Consider the following 16,840-nt stretch of genomic DNA (forward strand, 5'->3'; position numbering starts at 1 on the left):
ACAATATTGTTTTCCTAATTATTTTATTCGTAAAGAGCGTACTTGTGCAAAGAATGTGAGAGTTCTTTGTGGTTAAGATGTGATATAACTACTCTTTGGGTAATATTTCCCCTAACATCTACATATGTTTTACTAATGAAATTATAGTATGGGTGCTTTATGAATTATCAAGAAGAAAAAGACAAAATTACATTATTTACTAAAATAGGGATTATCGTATTGAGTTTTGTTGCATTAATCATTGTAGGAATTCAAGTAATCCCTGATGTAATATCCGTTAGTTCCACAAGTGGAAAGAGAGAGCTTCCTATTTACTGCGTAAACTGCCCAGATAAGAAGGTTGCATTAAGCTTTGATGCAGCTTGGGGTAATGAAGACACGCAAACAATTCTTTCCATCCTAGCAAAATATAACGTACATGTTACTTTCTTTATGACTGGTGGTTGGATAGCAAAATATCCAGACGATGTAAAGGCAATAGCAGCTGCTGGCCACGACCTTGGAAATCACAGTGAGAATCATAAGCAGATGTCACAGTTAAGTAAAGAAGAATGTATCAAGGAACTTATGGGACCACATGATAAGGTAAAGGCATTAACAGGAGTTGATATGCAATTATTCAGGCCTCCTTATGGGGATTATAACAATACCTTAATTGAGGCAACAAAGGAATGTAATTATCATTGCATTCAATGGGATGTTGATAGCCTAGATTGGAAAGATTACGGTGCAGACAGTATTGTAAAAACAGTCGTTAATCACAAGCATCTTGGTAATGGTTCAATTATCTTAATGCATAATGGAGCAAAATTCACTAAAGATGCATTGCCAGCAGTTATTGAAGGTTTACAGAATAAAGGATATGAGATTGTTCCAATCTCTGAGCTTATCTATAAAGATAATTATTATATGGACCATGAAGGAAGACAATTTCAGAAATAGAGTGTAAAAACCTATTGAGATACTATTTAAAATGCCGTATAATGGTTTTTATGAATTTATTATGCAAAAAACGACATTTGGGAGGCAATATAACATGAAGAGTAAGAATGCATGGGAAAAATATGATGAAAAGCAACAAGTAGAAGTAATGTCTTTTAGTGAAGGATATAAACAATTTATATCAGATTGTAAAACAGAACGTGAATGTATCACAGATGTAATTGCAAAAGCAGAAGCAAAAGGATTTAGGAATCTAGAGAAATTAATTAAGAATAAAGAATCTCTTAATCCTGGAGATAAAGTTTATGCAAATAATATGGGCAAATCCATTGCACTATTTGTAATCGGTAAAAAAGGTATTGAAGAAGGATTTAATATTTTAGGTGCTCACGTAGATTCACCAAGACTTGATTTGAAACAAAATCCATTATATGAAGAGGAAGAATTAGCATTACTTGATACTCATTATTATGGTGGAATTAAGAAATATCAATGGGTTACAATACCATTAGCACTTCATGGTGTTGTAGTAAAAAAAGATGGAACATTAATCAATGTATCAATCGGTGAAAAAGAAGATGAACCAGTAGTTGGTATCTCTGATTTATTAATTCATTTATCTGCAACACAAATGGATAAAAAGGCAAGTAAGGTAATTGAAGGGGAAGACTTAAATATATTAGTTGGAAGTATTCCTTTCGGTACAGATGAAAAAGAAAAAGAAAAAGTGAAAGCAAATGTTCTTCGTATATTAAAAGAAAAATATGATTTTGAAGAAGAAGATTTCTTATCTGCAGAGATCGAAGTTGTTCCAGCAGGTAAAGCACGTGATTATGGTTTAGATAGAAGTATGATTATGGGATATGGGCATGACGATAGAATCTGTGCTTATACATCACTTATGGCTATCTTTGAAGTGAAAGTTCCAGAAAAGACATCAGTATGTTTGTTAGTTGACAAAGAAGAAATCGGAAGTGTTGGTGCAACTGGTATGAAATCAAGATTCTTTGAAAATACTGTTGCAGAAATCTTAGATTTAAGATCAGAATATTCAGAACTTAAAGTTAGAAGAGCCCTAAAGAATTCCAAAATGCTATCTGCAGATGTTAGTGCAGCTTTTGATCCAAACTTCGCAGGAGTTATGGAGAAAAAGAATGCAGCTTACTTTGGTCACGGTCTTGTATTCAATAAATATACTGGTGCTAGAGGAAAATCAGGATCTAATGATGCAAATCCAGAATTTATTGCTGAGATTCGTAGAATAATGGATGATAATAATGTTACCTTCCAAACAGCCGAACTTGGTAAAGTAGATCAAGGTGGCGGTGGTACTATCGCATACATATTAGCTGAATATGATATGGAAGTAATCGATTGTGGTATTGCACTACATAACATGCATGCTCCTTGGGAAGTTGCAAGTAAAGTAGACATTTATGAAGCGAAGCGTGGATATCAAGCATTTCTTTTAGAAGCTTAGTTCATCTACTATTGATGAAAGAAGAATAGAGTATATTCAGATAGCATAAGCTAAGAATTAGAATGTTTTAGATACATGTGATTCTAGAGCGGCTAATGGCCATAAGGGAGTAAGTGTTAAAATGGTGTCGCTTTATTAAAAGGCTACACCATTTTTTAACAAACCTTAATAGGGATATGCTTAATTGCTATTAAGTTATAAAATCTAGTTTTATATATAGAATAATTGAAAAAAGGAATGTAACTATTCAGTTGCTATACGAAATAGTGAAATACTTAGTTTTTCTACAGCGACTGAACAGTCATGAAGGAATCAAGAAATATGCCAAATAAAATACTTATGATTACAACAGGTGGAACAATAGCCTCTGAAAGTACGGAGGAAGGATTAGCTCCTGTCAAATCGAGTCATTCACTTGATAAAGTGATAAATAATATTTCAAATGACTATGAAATTACAACGCTTGATTTATTTCAATTAGATAGTTCCAATATTCAGCCAGAAGAGTGGAAACAAATTGCTGGTTGTATTAGTGAAGAATATAAGAAATATGACGGAGTTGTATTAACACATGGAACGGATACCTTAGCCTATACAGCTGCCGCATTATCCTTTATGCTTCGAAATATTCCGATACCTGTTGTGCTCACAGGCTCACAGCTTCCAATTAATCATCCCTTAACGGATGGGATAGATAACATGAGATTAGCATTTACGATGGCAAGTATGAAAAAGCCAGGAGTATATATTGCATTTGATCATAAAGTAATCTTGGGTACTAGAGGAGTAAAGGTAAGGACAAAAGGATTTGATGCATTTGAAAGCGTGAATTATCCTTATGTTGCCATAGTTGATGGAAGTGGATTTCGAATTAATGAACTAGCTATTCCGAATGTAGGCGGTAATTTTTCGTTAGAAAGTAATGTCTCAGAAGATGTATTTTTGATAAAATTAACACCGGGCATACGTCCTGAGATTTTTGATATGTTATCGCAGATGAAGTATAAAGGCATTGTTATTGAGGCTTTTGGACTTGGTGGAATTCATTTTATACGTAGAAATTTAGTTGAGAAACTTGAGAGCATGGTGAAAAGTGGAATCGCTATCGTAGTAGTTAGCCAATGTTTATATGAAAATAGTGATTTTTCTATTTATCAAGCAGGACAGAAAGCACTATTAGCTGGTGTTATCGAAGGAAATGATATGACAACAGAGGCAGCAGTTTCCAAATTAATGTGGGCTTTGGCAAAAACAAATGATGTAAAAGTAGTAAGAAAAATATTTGAGACAAGTTATTTTAATGAAATTACCAAAAAATAATATAATGATTTTAAGGCAGATTGCCGAAAAAAGATATAAAGAACGGGAAAGGTGCATAATAAAATGGAGAATAAGAAAAAAGTAATTGAAGTATTAGATAAGTTAGGATTAGATGCAGTATTAGTTTCGGACGGATATAATATGCGCTATTTAAGTGGTTTTTCAGGAGAAACAGGTTATTTATTTATTTCAAGAAATAAATCTGTAATTATCACAGACTTTAGATATACTATACAAGCAAAATCAGAATCAAAGGATTTTGAAGTAGTTGAGATTTCTAAAGGATATATGGAGCCAATCAATGAGCTAATAGCTTCTGAACAAGTAAAGACATTAGGATTTGAAGATGGATCTATGATTCATCGTTCTTTTAGTGGATTAAAAGAAAAATTACATGTAGAAAAATTAGTTCCAGTTAACGAAGAATTAAATGATCTTAGAATTATTAAAACACCTTACGAATTAGAATGTATTAGAAAAGCAGAAGAGATTGGCGATATCGCATTCTCTAAAATTCTAGATATCATTAAACCAGGCATGACAGAGCTTGAAGTTGCTGCACATATCGAATTCTTAATGAAAACAAATGGTGCAGACAAATTAAGTTTTGATACAATTGCATGCTCTGGCATTAATACTTCCATGCCACATGCAACACCATCGAACAAAAAGATTGAAAATGGTGATTTCTTAACTATGGATTTTGGTTGTAAATATAACGGTTATTGTTCTGATATGACAAGAACGATTGTTGTTGGAAAAGCAAGCGATGAACAAAAGAAAGTCTACAATACAGTATTAGAAGCACAATTAGCTGCCCTAGATTATATAAAAGCTGGATATCAAGGTAAAGAAATTGATAAAGTAGCTAGAGATATTATCTATAAAGCAGGTTATGAAGGATGCTTTGGTCATGGATTAGGACACAGTGTTGGTCTATTTATTCATGAAAGTCCAAGATTATCACCAACAGAAGAAAAGGTGATCAGGGCTTGTATGACAGAAACAGTAGAACCAGGTATCTATATTGAAGGCTTTGGTGGGGTGCGTATAGAAGATTTAGTTCAAGTAACCGAAGATGGACATATCAATTTTACGAAGTCTGATAAGAAATTAATTGAATTATAATTGTAACAATTAGTCGCTTATGGTGGCGGATGGGGGTTTATATGGATATTAGTCAAAAGATAAACATCAGTGCTGATACTTTTAAAGGTCTACAGGATGAACTTGCAAAGATGATAAATCAAGTATTTGAAGAATTGAGTACAAAGGAATATCAAGATTGGTTCGTTTACTTTATAGAGCAGAATAACGGGTCGATAAAAGTAAAAGAATATCTTGCTGAGAATACTAGATTGTCAGACAAAGAATATCATAATATACGTGTTATGTTTGATTTGCCAGAGTTTGTTGATAAATTAAGTACAGACCAAAGGATACCAAATGGTAGTTGGAGAATTAATGAAGTAATGAATTATAATATTAAAATCTTGGATAATTATTACAACTTAGTGGTACAAAAAAAAGATTCTGTAAATGAGGTTATAATACAGTCAATCAAGTCAGCTCCAATTTGTGTGAGCATACCGTTTAATAGTTATGATACATAATGATTATTTGATCTAATATATAAAATTTATTGACAAAGATATTTAAGACTGTTATTATTTACTACATCAAGGGCAAGGAAGTTCTCGTTTTGAAGAGTGTTCCTTGCTTTTTTTATTTTATTTATAAAATAATAATATACTTTGTGAAAACTTTTTCTTAGAAAATAAGTTCTAATTTCACAAAACTAGTGCATAATAGTTAGTATTGCATATTATTTACAAAATTTATATCAAAGGGAGAGAAGAAAGATGGGTAAGTATACAAAACAAGACATCATGAATCTAGTTGAGGAGAATGACGTTGAATTTATTCGTTTACAATTTACAGATATATTTGGAACACTAAAAAATGTTGCTATTACAGCAAGTCAATTGCAAAAAGCTATGGATAATAAATGTATGTTTGATGGATCTTCCATTGAGGGATTTGTAAGAATTGAAGAGTCAGATATGTATCTATATCCAGATCTTGATACCTTTGAGATGTTTCCTTGGAGACCACAACAAGGGAAAGTTGCTAGATTAATCTGTGATGTTTACCGTCCAGATGGTACTCCTTTTGAAGGAGATCCAAGATATATTTTGAAAAAAGTATTAAAAGAAGCGAGCGATATGGGATATACGTTCAAAGTTGGGCCAGAATGCGAATTCTTTTTATTCCATACGGATGATAATGGAGCGCCAACAACAACAACTCATGAAAAAGGTGGATATTTTGATCTAGGTCCTTTGGATTTAGGTGAAAATGCTAGACGTGATATGATTTTGGTACTAGAAGAAATGGGATTTGAGATTGAAGCATCACATCATGAAGTTGCTCCAGCACAACATGAGATTGATTTTAAATATGAAGATGCGCTTAAAACAGCAGATAATATCATGACATTTAAGTTGGTTGTTCGTACAATTGCAAAACGTCATGGTTTGCATGCAACATTTATGCCAAAACCTAAGTTTGGTATAAATGGTTCGGGAATGCATGTAAATATGTCTCTTTCAAAAGATGGTAAAAATATATTTGACGATCCAAATGGTGAATTAGGTTTAAGTGAAGATGCATATCATTTCATTGCAGGACTTATGAAGCATATTCAAGGAATGGCTGCAATCACAAACCCTCTTGTTAATTCTTATAAGAGATTGGTCCCAGGCTATGAAGCACCAGTATATGTAGCATGGTCCGCTAAAAATAGAAGTCCATTAATCCGTATTCCTGCATCAAGAGGAGCATCATCAAGAATCGAACTTAGATGTCCAGATCCAGCAGCAAATCCATATTTAACATTGGCTGTATGTCTTGCAGCAGGTCTTGATGGTATTAAGAATAAGTTAACACCACCTAAGAGTGTTGATATGAATATTTTCACAATGACCAAAGAAGAAAAAGAAACAGCAGGAATTACAAGTTTACCTGGAAGTTTAGAAGAAGCAATTAATGCCTTAGAGGCTGATCCTTTTATTCTTAATGTACTAGGAGAACATTTATCAACGAAATATGTGGAAGCTAAGAAAGATGAATGGGATGCTTATAGAACTCAGGTGACTGAATGGGAAGTGGATGAATATTTATATAAAATATAATTAACCTTCAAAGTAACACTTAGATTAAAAAATAAGTAAGCGATGCGATAATCGTTTATGTTACAATTGGAGGTGATCAGACGTGGTTAATATTATTATAGCTTTTCCTAAAATCGAGGATGCTAAAAATATTCGAAATGTATTAGTAAGAAATTCGTTTGATGTAAGAGCCGTATGTACCACAGGAGCACAAGTTGTATCTCTTGCAAATGATCTTGATTCTGGAATTATTATATGTGGTTATAAATTGTCAGATATGCATTTTAGCCAATTACATGATTACCTTCCTAAGGGGTTTGAAATGCTACTTGTAGCATCCCAAGGTAAATGGGGAGATGTTTCTGGAAGTGGAATTGTATGCCTTGGAATGCCAATTAAAACGCAAGAATTATTGGATACCTTGCAGATGATGACTTATAATTATATAAGAAGAAAGAAAAAGGAAAAAGATAAACCCAAGAAACGGTCGCTGGAAGATAAAGCTACAATTGATAAGGCAAAATTAATTCTGATAGAACGAAATAACATGTCTGAAGATGAGGCACATCGGTATATACAAAAAACAAGTATGGATAGTGGTACCAATATGGTCGAAACAGCTGAGATGATAATCAGCATGATGTATTTGGCTTAATTATATAATCATATAGTTCATAAAACATATAGCCCTGCAATGGTGGTTAAATACTACCGTTGTAGGGTTATTTTAGGCATTTATATTGACAAAAAAATAGATGGGATATAGAATAATATGTATTGAAATACAAAAAATGGATATTATTAGGGAATGGGGAAAATAGGATGAAGTATAATGGTAAGAAGATTTTAAAGCATCTATTGATTATAAATAGTATGATGCTCTTTCTTTTGTTTACAAGTAAAAACATTGCTTTTTCTAGTGAAATAAACGCAGGTGAGAGTAGTGAAAAGGCAATCACAATTGACACAGAAAACAAAATGAATATTGGTAATTTTAAAAATAATACTTCTGTTTGTTATTATAAAGTTACATTATTAAAAGATGGACAACTTAAAATTAATTTGAAGTCATATTTAGTAAATGAGATTAAGGTTGATATATTAAGTTCTAATCAAGAATTATTAAAAACAACAACTTGTGTTTATGATAATAAAAAACAAGTTGGAGTATTAGAAGATAGTAGTTATTACGATGCAGGTATATACTATATTCGATTGCAGAAAGTATTCGCAGATGGCGAAGGAAAATATGAGTTAAGTACGAAGTTTTTCAACTCGAATACGATTGATAAAGAACCAAACAATGATATAACCAAGGCACAGAAATTAACAATGCAGAAAAAAGTGACTGGTTTAATTACTTTTTCAGACAAAAGTGACTATTTTTATGTTGATGTTACAAATGAGAAGAATCTTAAGATTAATATTGCACCTCAATTTGATGTATCGTTTATAGTAACAATACTTGATAAAAACGGTAATAAAATTGAAAGTGGTACAGCAAGCTATTCTAGTTCATCTAAAAAATTAGTAGAATATCAATTTAGCGCTAAAAATCCCGACAGCAGATATTACATATATATTCAAGAGGTTGATTCTAAAAATACTGGCAAATATACAGTTAAAACTAGTGGAGATGTTAAAATTGATTCCATCTCGCTGATTCCAAGTAGAGTTTCAATCCATATTGGGGAAAAAACAAAATTAGTGGCTTATATAAGCCCTAAAAATGCCAATGAAGGATATTCTTTTTCATCTAGTAATAAATCAGTTGCAACTGTATCAAAGAATGGAACAATAGTTGGTAAAAAAGTTGGAAAAGCCACAATTACTGTGAAATCAAAAAGTGGAAAAGTAGTTAGTAAGCGAGTTGTTACAGTTAAGTGCATTCGAGTAAAAAGTGTGAATCTCAATGTCACCAATAAAACTCTTAAGGTTGGACAGAAATATCAACTAAAAGCTACGGTATCTCCAAGGAAAGCAACAAATAAAAAAATTACATGGAAATCTAGTCATCCATCTATTGCTAAGGTAAGTTCTAATGGAAAGGTAACTGCTATAAAGCCAGGTACAGCTACAATAACGGTTACAAGTAAGGATGGTTCTCATAAGAGACAATGTAGGATTAAAGTATATAGACCAGTAAAGAGTGTTCAGTTATCAAGTAAAACTAAAACTTTAACAGAAGGTCAAAGTGTTCGTATTAACGCAATCGTAAAACCTTCAAATGCAACAATAAAAGCAGTGTCTTATCATACAAGTAACTCAAATATTGTTTCAGTCAGTTCTAAAGGTGTGATAACAGCGAAGAGAGCAGGTACAGCTATCATAACGGTTACAACGAAAGATGGTAAGAAAAAAGCGACTTGTAAGGTGTATGTTAAGGAAAAAGTAGTTGTACAACAACCTACAAAGACATCGGAAAAAGATGATAAACAAAATACTTCTTCTGGAAAATCAAAAGCGAAGACAAAAACAGATACAAAAACGGTAAAAGTATCAGATATTTCAGTAGAGGGATGTTCTTTATCTGTAGGAGAAACTAAAAAAATTAGTGTATCGATATCACCAAGTAATGCATCGAATAAAAAAGTGACGTACAAAAGTAATAATTCTAATGTTGTAACAGTATCTAGTAATGGTGTTGTAAAAGGAATATCTAGAGGCGTTGCAACAATTACAGTAACATCATCTGACGGAGTTACTTCATTTTGTACTGTAGTGGTAAAATAAGATAGTTATTTGGGAGGTTATTGTGGGGGTTAAACTAAAGGCTAGGGCATATAGTGATATTGGATTGTACCGTAAGAAAAATGAAGATAATTACTTAATGATGAAAAATTACCTTCCACAAGAGCATCGTATTACCACAAAGAAAATAAGAGCTAATATTGATAAGCCTTGCCTATTTGCGGTATGTGATGGAATGGGTGGTACCTTATATGGTGATACATCATCCTTTCTTGCAGTACAAAGCCTATATGAAAATTTTAAAATAGTATGTAGCTTAGTAAATAAGCCAAATAGGGAGAATATCAAAAAAATTTTAGATTCAGTAAATGAGGATATCTGTTCTTTTTCCAAAAGTAAGCAAATTGAACTTGGAAGTACAATTGCCCTATTGTATGTGGATGAAAAAGAAATCATTGTTTCCAATATAGGTGATAGTAGAATTTATAAACTATATTGTGGTAAAATGGAACAGCTATCAAAAGATCATAATCAAGCATATTTTATGTATGAGTCAGGAATGATTACGAAAGAAGAAATGAAAAATCATAGAGGAAGACATCATCTTACTCAATATCTTGGTATAAAATCTGATGAGATGATTATTGATCCCTACATACAATGTATGAACCATGACGAAGGCAAAGTAATCTTTCTAATATGCAGTGATGGTTTAGTGGAGACACTCGATGATGAAGTAATAAAATACATTTTAGAACAAAAGATATCGTTAAAGAAAAAGAGTAAAATGTTAGTGAAGAGTGCTATTAAGCATGGAAGCAAAGATAATGTTACTGCACTTTTAGTAGAGATTATAAAAAAATAATATTAAGGAAATATTTTATTTAATAAGCAATAAAATTTTACCTATTACTTATAGAAATAGATATATAATTTAACGATTCAGATTTCTTTGTGTATAACAATGCACAGATGGGAGTGAATATGGATAATAATGCAATACATGAATTAGAGCCATTTTGGGGGAATTGGTATCTTGATAGTTTTATTGGAGAAGGAAGTTTTGGAAAAGTATATAAGATATATAGAGAAGAATTTGGTGAAAAGCATTATGCGGCATTAAAAATTATTTCGATTCCTCGAAATGCTAGCGAATTAAAGCAAATCTATTTCGAAGGTATGAATGATGAATCAGCAAGCAAATATTTTAGCGGAATTGTAGAAGATATATATAATGAAATTATACTGATGTCAAAACTAAAGGGAAAAACTAATATTGTAAGTTATGAAGATCACAATATTGTAAAAAGAAAGCAAGGGGTGGGTTATGATATCTTAATACGTATGGAATTATTAACGAGTCTTAATGATTACGTAATTAAGAAACCATTAAGTAACGAATCCGTCGTACATATGGGGATTGATATCTGTAATGCCCTTGCCTTATGTGAAAAAAGAAATATTATACATAGAGATATTAAGCCAGATAATATTTTCCTATCGAATGATGGTGATTTTGAGCTTGGTGATTTTGGAATAGCAAGGCAAATGGATGAGGCATTTATGGGGTTATCCATAAAAGGTTCTTATGAATACATGGCACCAGAGGTATATAATGGAAAAAACTATGATCATAGAGTAGATATTTATTCTCTGGGTTTATTGCTTTATACTTTTCTTAATAATCGCAAACCACCCTTTGTCCCTACGAATACAAGTGTCGCAACTCATGGGGAAAGACAGGAAGCTTTAAGAAAAAGATTTACTGGTGAAACGTTAATACCACCTGTTAATGCAACTGAGTCATTGAGTACTGTAATATTAAAGGCATGTTCTTATAATCCAGATGATAGATATCATACTGCAAGTGATTTTAGAGCTGCATTAGAGAATTTGACAAGTGAGCAAGTTGGTGACAAAAAGAGCAAAGATATATTGGCTTCTCAGTTAAGAGAAGATAATTTATCGCAGACTGTACTACTATCCAAAGATGTTGTACTGGCGGATGATTTTGATAGAACGGTTTTGTTACAAAGTAATAATGATAGTATAACTAATATTGAAGATGATTCGTTTGATCGAACTGTTTTATTAGAAAATAGTGATGAAATGGATAAAACGGTAATGTTGTCACAGCAGAAGAAATTAAATAATACAGTAACGGTAGCTCCTACGGATTCAGCTGGTTTCGAAGATAACGAAGAATACACAGAAAGTAAAGAACAATTTTTGATACATTCTATCGTTGATCTAGATCAAATAGAGGAATCACATCAAACTTCCATTGATAAAAAGGATGAATTAGTTCAATCTAATAAACTAAAAGAAATTGATAACAAAGATAATAAGAATTCTAAAAATGTAAATATAAATAATGAGCCAAGTAATACGAATGTAAAAGCTATAAAATCTAGAAAAAAAGGTATGCTTACTATTGTAGTTATTATTGTGATTGCTGGTACTGTTATTGCAGTATTATTTGGTAAGAATTTATTGAGTGAACCCAAAAAAGATAGTCCGAAAAATCCAATAGAGACAACTAATCCAGTAGCATCAGAAACACCAATAAAGACAAAAGAGCCAGTGCAGACAAAAGAACCAGATTCTAAAGAAGTGAAGTCACTTAAGCTTGATTATAGTAATAAGAAAATTGATGACATATCAAAAATTAAGAAATTAGACATAGTAACAGATTTAACACTTGATAATAATAATATATCTAGGATTGATTTATTAAGTAAGTCAATTTATATAACATCATTAAGTATGAATAATAATAAAATAAGTAATATTACTGCTTTAAGTTCTATGAGTAAGCTAAATTATTTGTGGTTATCAACTAATTGTATTAAGAATATTACATCATTAGGTGATTTACTGGAATTAAAGGTGGTTGTTCTTGATCATAATAAGATACAAGATATCAATGCTCTAGAAAATTTAACGAAGATTACGGATTTATATCTGAATGACAATGAGATAAAGGATATTCAAGTTTTGAAATACTTAACGAACTTGAAGTCATTGAGTCTCTCTAATAATAAGATAAAAGATTTCAGTCCATTATACGGAATGAAAAATATAAAAACTCTTGATATATCGGGCAATAATATTTCTAAAAAGTCATATGAAACATTAAAGAAAAATTTACCTAAGAGCTGTTTGATTGTTAAATAATAAGGAAAATGATATATTTACTTTTTATTAGATATTACTCAGGATAATGAAATAATGTTATTAAGAGATATGTTATTTCTTTGTGTTATAAACTTTACCATATACTATATGTTTGATATAATGAATTTTAAAGTAAATAAAGATATGTTACTAAAGACATATACGTAATTGAAATAAATAATTCGGATCTATAGTAAGTTATAGGACATCAAAAAGTGAAAGGCATGGGATTAATAAGATGAAATTTACAAAAATGCAAGGTTGCGGTAATGATTATGTATACGTAAATTGTATAGAAAAAGAACTTGAGAATTCAAATGAAATAGCTAAAGTGGTAAGTAATCGCCATTTTGGAGTTGGCGGAGATGGGATGATTATGATTTGTTCCTCTGATAAAGCTGATTTTCGAATGAAAATGTTAAATGCAGACGGTTCTGAGGGAGCAATGTGCGGTAATGGTATACGTTGCGTAGCAAAATATGTATATGATTATAAACTAACCAATAAAGAGAATTTATCAATTGAAACACCATCAGGGATTAAGTATCTTGATCTTACCACTGAGAATAATAAAGTAGTGGAAGTAACTGTAAATATGGGAAGTCCAATTCTTGAAGCAAAATTAATACCAGTTATTTCGGATAATGATAAAGTGATAGCAGAACCAATCGATATTGATGGAGTTGAATACAAGATTACATGCGTATCTATGGGAAACCCGCATGCAATAGTATTTGTGGAAGATACTAAGAATTTTCAAGTGGAGAAAATTGGACCATCATTTGAGAATAATAAAATATTCCCAGATAGAGTCAATACAGAATTCATTCAAGTAATTGATCGTAACACGATATCAATGAGAGTATGGGAAAGGGGATCAGGTGAAACCCTTGCCTGTGGTACTGGAGCATGTGCCAGTGTTGTTGCGTGCGTTTTGAATGGTAAAACAGAAGATGAGGTTACGGTCAAATTACTAGGAGGGGATCTAAAGATTAAATACGATAGAGAACAAAACTTAGTATTTATGACAGGACCAGCTGTAATCGTGTTTGAAGGTGAAATAGAATTGTAAAAAATGGGATGTTGTAACATAAGTTGCAACATCCCATTTTTTTGATAGAACAAACCACCAGCAAAGCTGGTGGTTCTTATTTATGTAAGCATTTATGTAATGTAATTATTATGTAAGTGGACTTAATAAATATTGGATGATTAGACATATAGACATTCAATACTGTCTTCGATAATGTCTCTTGTATGAACTGGAAGAACTTGATTGCTAGCTAACTTTACAGCTAAATCTATTACGAAATCTTTATTCGATGAAATATTGCTAACTTCACAAAGTGAATAAGGGTTAGTAAGATTATTATCTGAGTAATAGACTTTTATACCGTATGAAATATTAGAATCTGAATCAACATCCGCTAAATTAAATTGTAATACTTCGTAGTTAACTTTAAGAATTTTGGATAGACTAATAAAAATGTCTTCCGATAGTTTTAGAATTGTCATATCAACATACTCCTTTTTGCTTTAATAAAATTATCTTATTAACTATTGATAATTTTATGTAGAACATATAATATTTATAGTTACTTATGAACCTGTATTAATTATACTAAAAATAATTTAATATTTCAATAACATTTGGTGAAAAATGTAGCGAAATATAAAATTATGGTTAATAATGGTATGTAAAGTAAACAAGAAAAAAGAAAAAATAATATTTTTCCTATCCAATATATACAAAATAATACAAGATATGGTAAATTGTAAATAAAAGTAATATGTCATTTTGCACAATTAGATGATAAAAAAATCAAAATATATTTCAATACACTATTGCAAGAAAGTATTATGTGTGGTATGATACCTTTACGATTTAGATATTTATAAAAGTATATCTTTATCTTTTCAGATTTAATCAGCAATGAAGGAGACTTTAGTTTACTGATTTCATAGACTGACAGGAATAGAATGTCACCGACTGAGAGCATTCTTACTATGATAGGTATTTTAAGGAACACTCTGGAGCTCACGAGTTGAATTTAGTAGGTTCGTGCGTGACACGCGTTAAGTGTAGAGAGGAAAGTTTTATACTTTCAATGCGGGTGGTACCGCGGGAATAGCTTATCCCGTCCCGGAATAGATGCATTTATTAGCAGAATATTCTAGGGGCTTTTTTTATTGCTAAAAAGCAAGCGTTAAGTTTAATTAATATTGGATAATTATCCTTTTTATTATACAAACTTACGTATAGATTGATTATTAAGCCTCAGACCTAGAATATGTATAAAAAGCTTGAATATGTATGCGTTAACATTAGTATGAAGATGATAGCTAAGGAGAGATGACGATGGAGTTTATTTCAGGAATTAAGAGAAAAGATACGGTAACGATAAGTGAAATATTAGAAAATGGAGCTGGAAACACAGTAGAATTAACAGGTGCAGTTCACACGATACGTGATATGAGTGAGTTCGCATTTGTTGTGCTACGAAGATATGACGGAGTTGTTCAATGTGTATTTGAAGAAGGTAAAGTTAATTTTGATATCAAATCACTTCGTGAAGGAGCTACGGTAAAAGTTAATGGAGAGGTTAACTTAGAAGATCGTGCACCAAATGGCTTCGAGATACGATTAAAGAATATTACAGTGCTATCACAACCTGCCAAAGATAGTACAATGCCAATTCCAATTAGCAAATGGAAGCTAAGTACATCGCTTGAAACAAAGATGGCATTAAGACCAGTTGCATTAAGAAATATAAGAGAAAGAGCAAAATTCAAAATACAAGAAGGAATTGTTCGTGGATTCCGTGATTATATGTTTCGTCAGAACTTTACAGAGATCCGTACCCCTAAGATTGTTGCTGGCAATGCAGAAGGTGGAGCAAATGTATTTAAATTAGAGTATTTCGGTAAGAAAGCATTCTTAGCACAAAGCCCTCAATTCTATAAACAGACAATGGTTGGAGTATATGATAGAGTATTTGAAGTTGGACCAGTATTCCGTGCGGAAAAACACAATACAACAAGACATCTGAATGAGTATACAGGACTTGACTTTGAAATGGGTTATATCGATAGTTTCTACGACATTATGGAAATGGAACAATCCATGTTAGATTATACGTTTGAATTCTTAAATACAGAATATGCAAAGGAATTAAAGACTTTAGGAGTTACACTTCCAAATGCGAAGAAAATACCAACTGTTCGTTTTGATGAAGCAAAGAAACTTGTTTCAGAAAAGTATGATAGAAAGATAAAGAATCCTTATGATTTAGAACCAGAAGAAGAGATTCTAATTGGGCAATACTTTAAAGAGGAATTCGATAGTGATTTTGTATTTGTAACACACTATCCATCTAAGAAGAGACCATTCTATGCAATGGATGATCCAGAAGATACGAAATTTACACTTAGTTTCGATTTGTTATTCAAAGGGATGGAGATAACTACTGGAGGACAGAGAATTCATTCCTATGAAGATCAAGTGACTAAAATGCAAGAAAGAGGAATGGATATCGAGGATTTCACTCATTTCTTAATGATTCACAAACATGGTATGCCACCTCATGGAGGCCTTGGAATAGGGTTAGAGCGTCTTACAATGAGACTTCTTGATGAAACTAATGTACGTGAGACTTCATTATTTCCTCGTGATGTGTCTAGGTTAGAGCCTTAGGGGTATTTTCCTAAAGATGAAGGTGTTCTAGTAAGATAAAATCAGCTAGGGAGTTCGTGGGATAATCAAGGATTTCTGTTTGTTATTCATGTTTCGTTTTTTCGTGTGGAAGTTTCTAAATTCCTATCCTTTGGGTAAAGCAGAAATGAATGACTCGAACTCCTCCTGCTACTCTTGATAAGGTAAGATGGATATGGGTCGTCAAACAGCGAGTCGTTCATTTCTATACCCAAATGATAGGAATTAAGTAACTTTTCACATGAAAAAAAGGCGCATGAATTACAAACAGAAATCCTTGATTATCTGGGAAGTTGCTGGAGCTGATTTTATCGTTACGGGGAAGTAATATTTGATATAGATTGA

Annotated in this window: 13 protein-coding genes; 12 read left to right on the plus strand and 1 reads right to left on the minus strand. The window is 31.9% G+C overall.

Features of this window, described 5'->3' with window-relative positions; translation table 11 throughout:
* Positions 1 to 159 precede the first annotated feature (159 nt).
* From bsdtb5_RS06565 to dapF, 11 genes are all read left to right on the plus strand, one after another.
* Entirely contained in the window at positions 160 to 942 is a 783-nt protein-coding gene (locus tag bsdtb5_RS06565; RefSeq protein WP_271715235.1) for a polysaccharide deacetylase family protein, read from the plus strand.
* A 94-nt stretch (positions 943 to 1,036) separates the two neighbouring features.
* Positions 1,037 to 2,422, plus strand: a complete 1,386-nt coding sequence (locus bsdtb5_RS06570) for an aminopeptidase (protein WP_271715236.1) — start codon at positions 1,037 to 1,039, stop codon at positions 2,420 to 2,422.
* A gap of 321 nt (positions 2,423 to 2,743) precedes the next feature.
* Positions 2,744 to 3,742 (plus strand): asparaginase, encoded by a 999-nt coding sequence (locus tag bsdtb5_RS06575; protein WP_271715237.1) that lies wholly within the window; start codon positions 2,744 to 2,746, stop codon positions 3,740 to 3,742.
* A 63-nt stretch (positions 3,743 to 3,805) separates the two neighbouring features.
* Entirely contained in the window at positions 3,806 to 4,870 is a 1,065-nt protein-coding gene (locus bsdtb5_RS06580) for a M24 family metallopeptidase (RefSeq protein WP_271715238.1), read from the plus strand.
* A gap of 41 nt (positions 4,871 to 4,911) precedes the next feature.
* Positions 4,912 to 5,355, plus strand: coding sequence for a hypothetical protein (locus tag bsdtb5_RS06585; protein WP_271715239.1), 444 nt, complete (start codon positions 4,912 to 4,914; stop codon positions 5,353 to 5,355).
* 249 nt (positions 5,356 to 5,604) lie between these two features.
* Positions 5,605 to 6,936 (plus strand): type I glutamate--ammonia ligase, encoded by a 1,332-nt coding sequence (glnA, locus tag bsdtb5_RS06590; RefSeq protein WP_271715240.1) that lies wholly within the window; start codon positions 5,605 to 5,607, stop codon positions 6,934 to 6,936.
* 82 nt (positions 6,937 to 7,018) lie between these two features.
* Positions 7,019 to 7,570 (plus strand): ANTAR domain-containing response regulator, encoded by a 552-nt coding sequence (locus bsdtb5_RS06595; RefSeq protein ID WP_271715241.1) that lies wholly within the window; start codon positions 7,019 to 7,021, stop codon positions 7,568 to 7,570.
* 167 nt (positions 7,571 to 7,737) lie between these two features.
* Complete coding sequence (locus bsdtb5_RS06600; RefSeq protein ID WP_271715242.1) at positions 7,738 to 9,648, plus strand: Ig-like domain-containing protein; 1,911 nt, start codon at positions 7,738 to 7,740, stop codon at positions 9,646 to 9,648.
* Positions 9,649 to 9,670: 22 nt separating this feature from the next.
* A complete protein-coding gene (locus bsdtb5_RS06605; RefSeq protein ID WP_271715243.1) occupies positions 9,671 to 10,471 on the plus strand; it encodes a PP2C family protein-serine/threonine phosphatase in 801 nt (266 codons plus the stop codon).
* 119 nt (positions 10,472 to 10,590) lie between these two features.
* Entirely contained in the window at positions 10,591 to 12,783 is a 2,193-nt protein-coding gene (locus bsdtb5_RS06610; RefSeq protein WP_271715244.1) for a protein kinase domain-containing protein, read from the plus strand.
* Positions 12,784 to 13,021: 238 nt separating this feature from the next.
* The gene (gene dapF, locus bsdtb5_RS06615; protein ID WP_271715245.1) at positions 13,022 to 13,855 is read left to right on the plus strand and encodes a diaminopimelate epimerase; all 834 of its coding nucleotides are present in this window, start codon (positions 13,022 to 13,024) and stop codon (positions 13,853 to 13,855) included.
* A 140-nt stretch (positions 13,856 to 13,995) separates the two neighbouring features.
* Here the strand turns inward: dapF and bsdtb5_RS06620 are convergent, their stop codons facing one another.
* Complete coding sequence (locus tag bsdtb5_RS06620; RefSeq protein WP_271715246.1) at positions 13,996 to 14,298, minus strand: DUF6514 family protein; 303 nt, start codon at positions 14,296 to 14,298, stop codon at positions 13,996 to 13,998.
* Between the two features lie 844 nt (positions 14,299 to 15,142).
* Between bsdtb5_RS06620 and aspS the strand changes: the two genes are divergently transcribed.
* On the plus strand, positions 15,143 to 16,477 hold the full coding sequence (aspS, locus tag bsdtb5_RS06625; protein ID WP_271715247.1) for an aspartate--tRNA(Asn) ligase: 1,335 nt from the start codon (positions 15,143 to 15,145) through the stop codon (positions 16,475 to 16,477).
* The last annotated feature ends 363 nt before the right edge of the window (positions 16,478 to 16,840 follow it).

Source organism: Anaeromicropila herbilytica, assembly GCF_016591975.1.
In the GTDB taxonomy this organism is placed as follows: Bacteria; Bacillota; Clostridia; order Lachnospirales; family Lachnospiraceae; genus Anaeromicropila; species Anaeromicropila herbilytica.

Excerpts from the sequence above, each read along its gene's own strand:
- bsdtb5_RS06565 (WP_271715235.1), top strand. The coding sequence starts at position 160 with ATGAATTATCAAGAAGAAAAAGACAAAATTACATTATTTACTAAAATA.
- bsdtb5_RS06570 (WP_271715236.1), top strand. The coding sequence starts at position 1,037 with ATGAAGAGTAAGAATGCATGGGAAAAATATGATGAAAAGCAACAAGTA.
- bsdtb5_RS06575 (WP_271715237.1), top strand. The coding sequence starts at position 2,744 with ATGCCAAATAAAATACTTATGATTACAACAGGTGGAACAATAGCCTCT.
- bsdtb5_RS06580 (WP_271715238.1), top strand. The coding sequence starts at position 3,806 with ATGGAGAATAAGAAAAAAGTAATTGAAGTATTAGATAAGTTAGGATTA.
- bsdtb5_RS06585 (WP_271715239.1), top strand. The coding sequence starts at position 4,912 with ATGGATATTAGTCAAAAGATAAACATCAGTGCTGATACTTTTAAAGGT.
- glnA (WP_271715240.1), top strand. The coding sequence starts at position 5,605 with ATGGGTAAGTATACAAAACAAGACATCATGAATCTAGTTGAGGAGAAT.
- bsdtb5_RS06600 (WP_271715242.1), top strand. The coding sequence starts at position 7,738 with ATGAAGTATAATGGTAAGAAGATTTTAAAGCATCTATTGATTATAAAT.
- bsdtb5_RS06610 (WP_271715244.1), top strand. The coding sequence starts at position 10,591 with ATGGATAATAATGCAATACATGAATTAGAGCCATTTTGGGGGAATTGG.
- dapF (WP_271715245.1), top strand. The coding sequence starts at position 13,022 with ATGAAATTTACAAAAATGCAAGGTTGCGGTAATGATTATGTATACGTA.
- bsdtb5_RS06620 (WP_271715246.1), bottom strand. The coding sequence starts at position 14,298 with ATGACAATTCTAAAACTATCGGAAGACATTTTTATTAGTCTATCCAAA.
- aspS (WP_271715247.1), top strand. The coding sequence starts at position 15,143 with ATGGAGTTTATTTCAGGAATTAAGAGAAAAGATACGGTAACGATAAGT.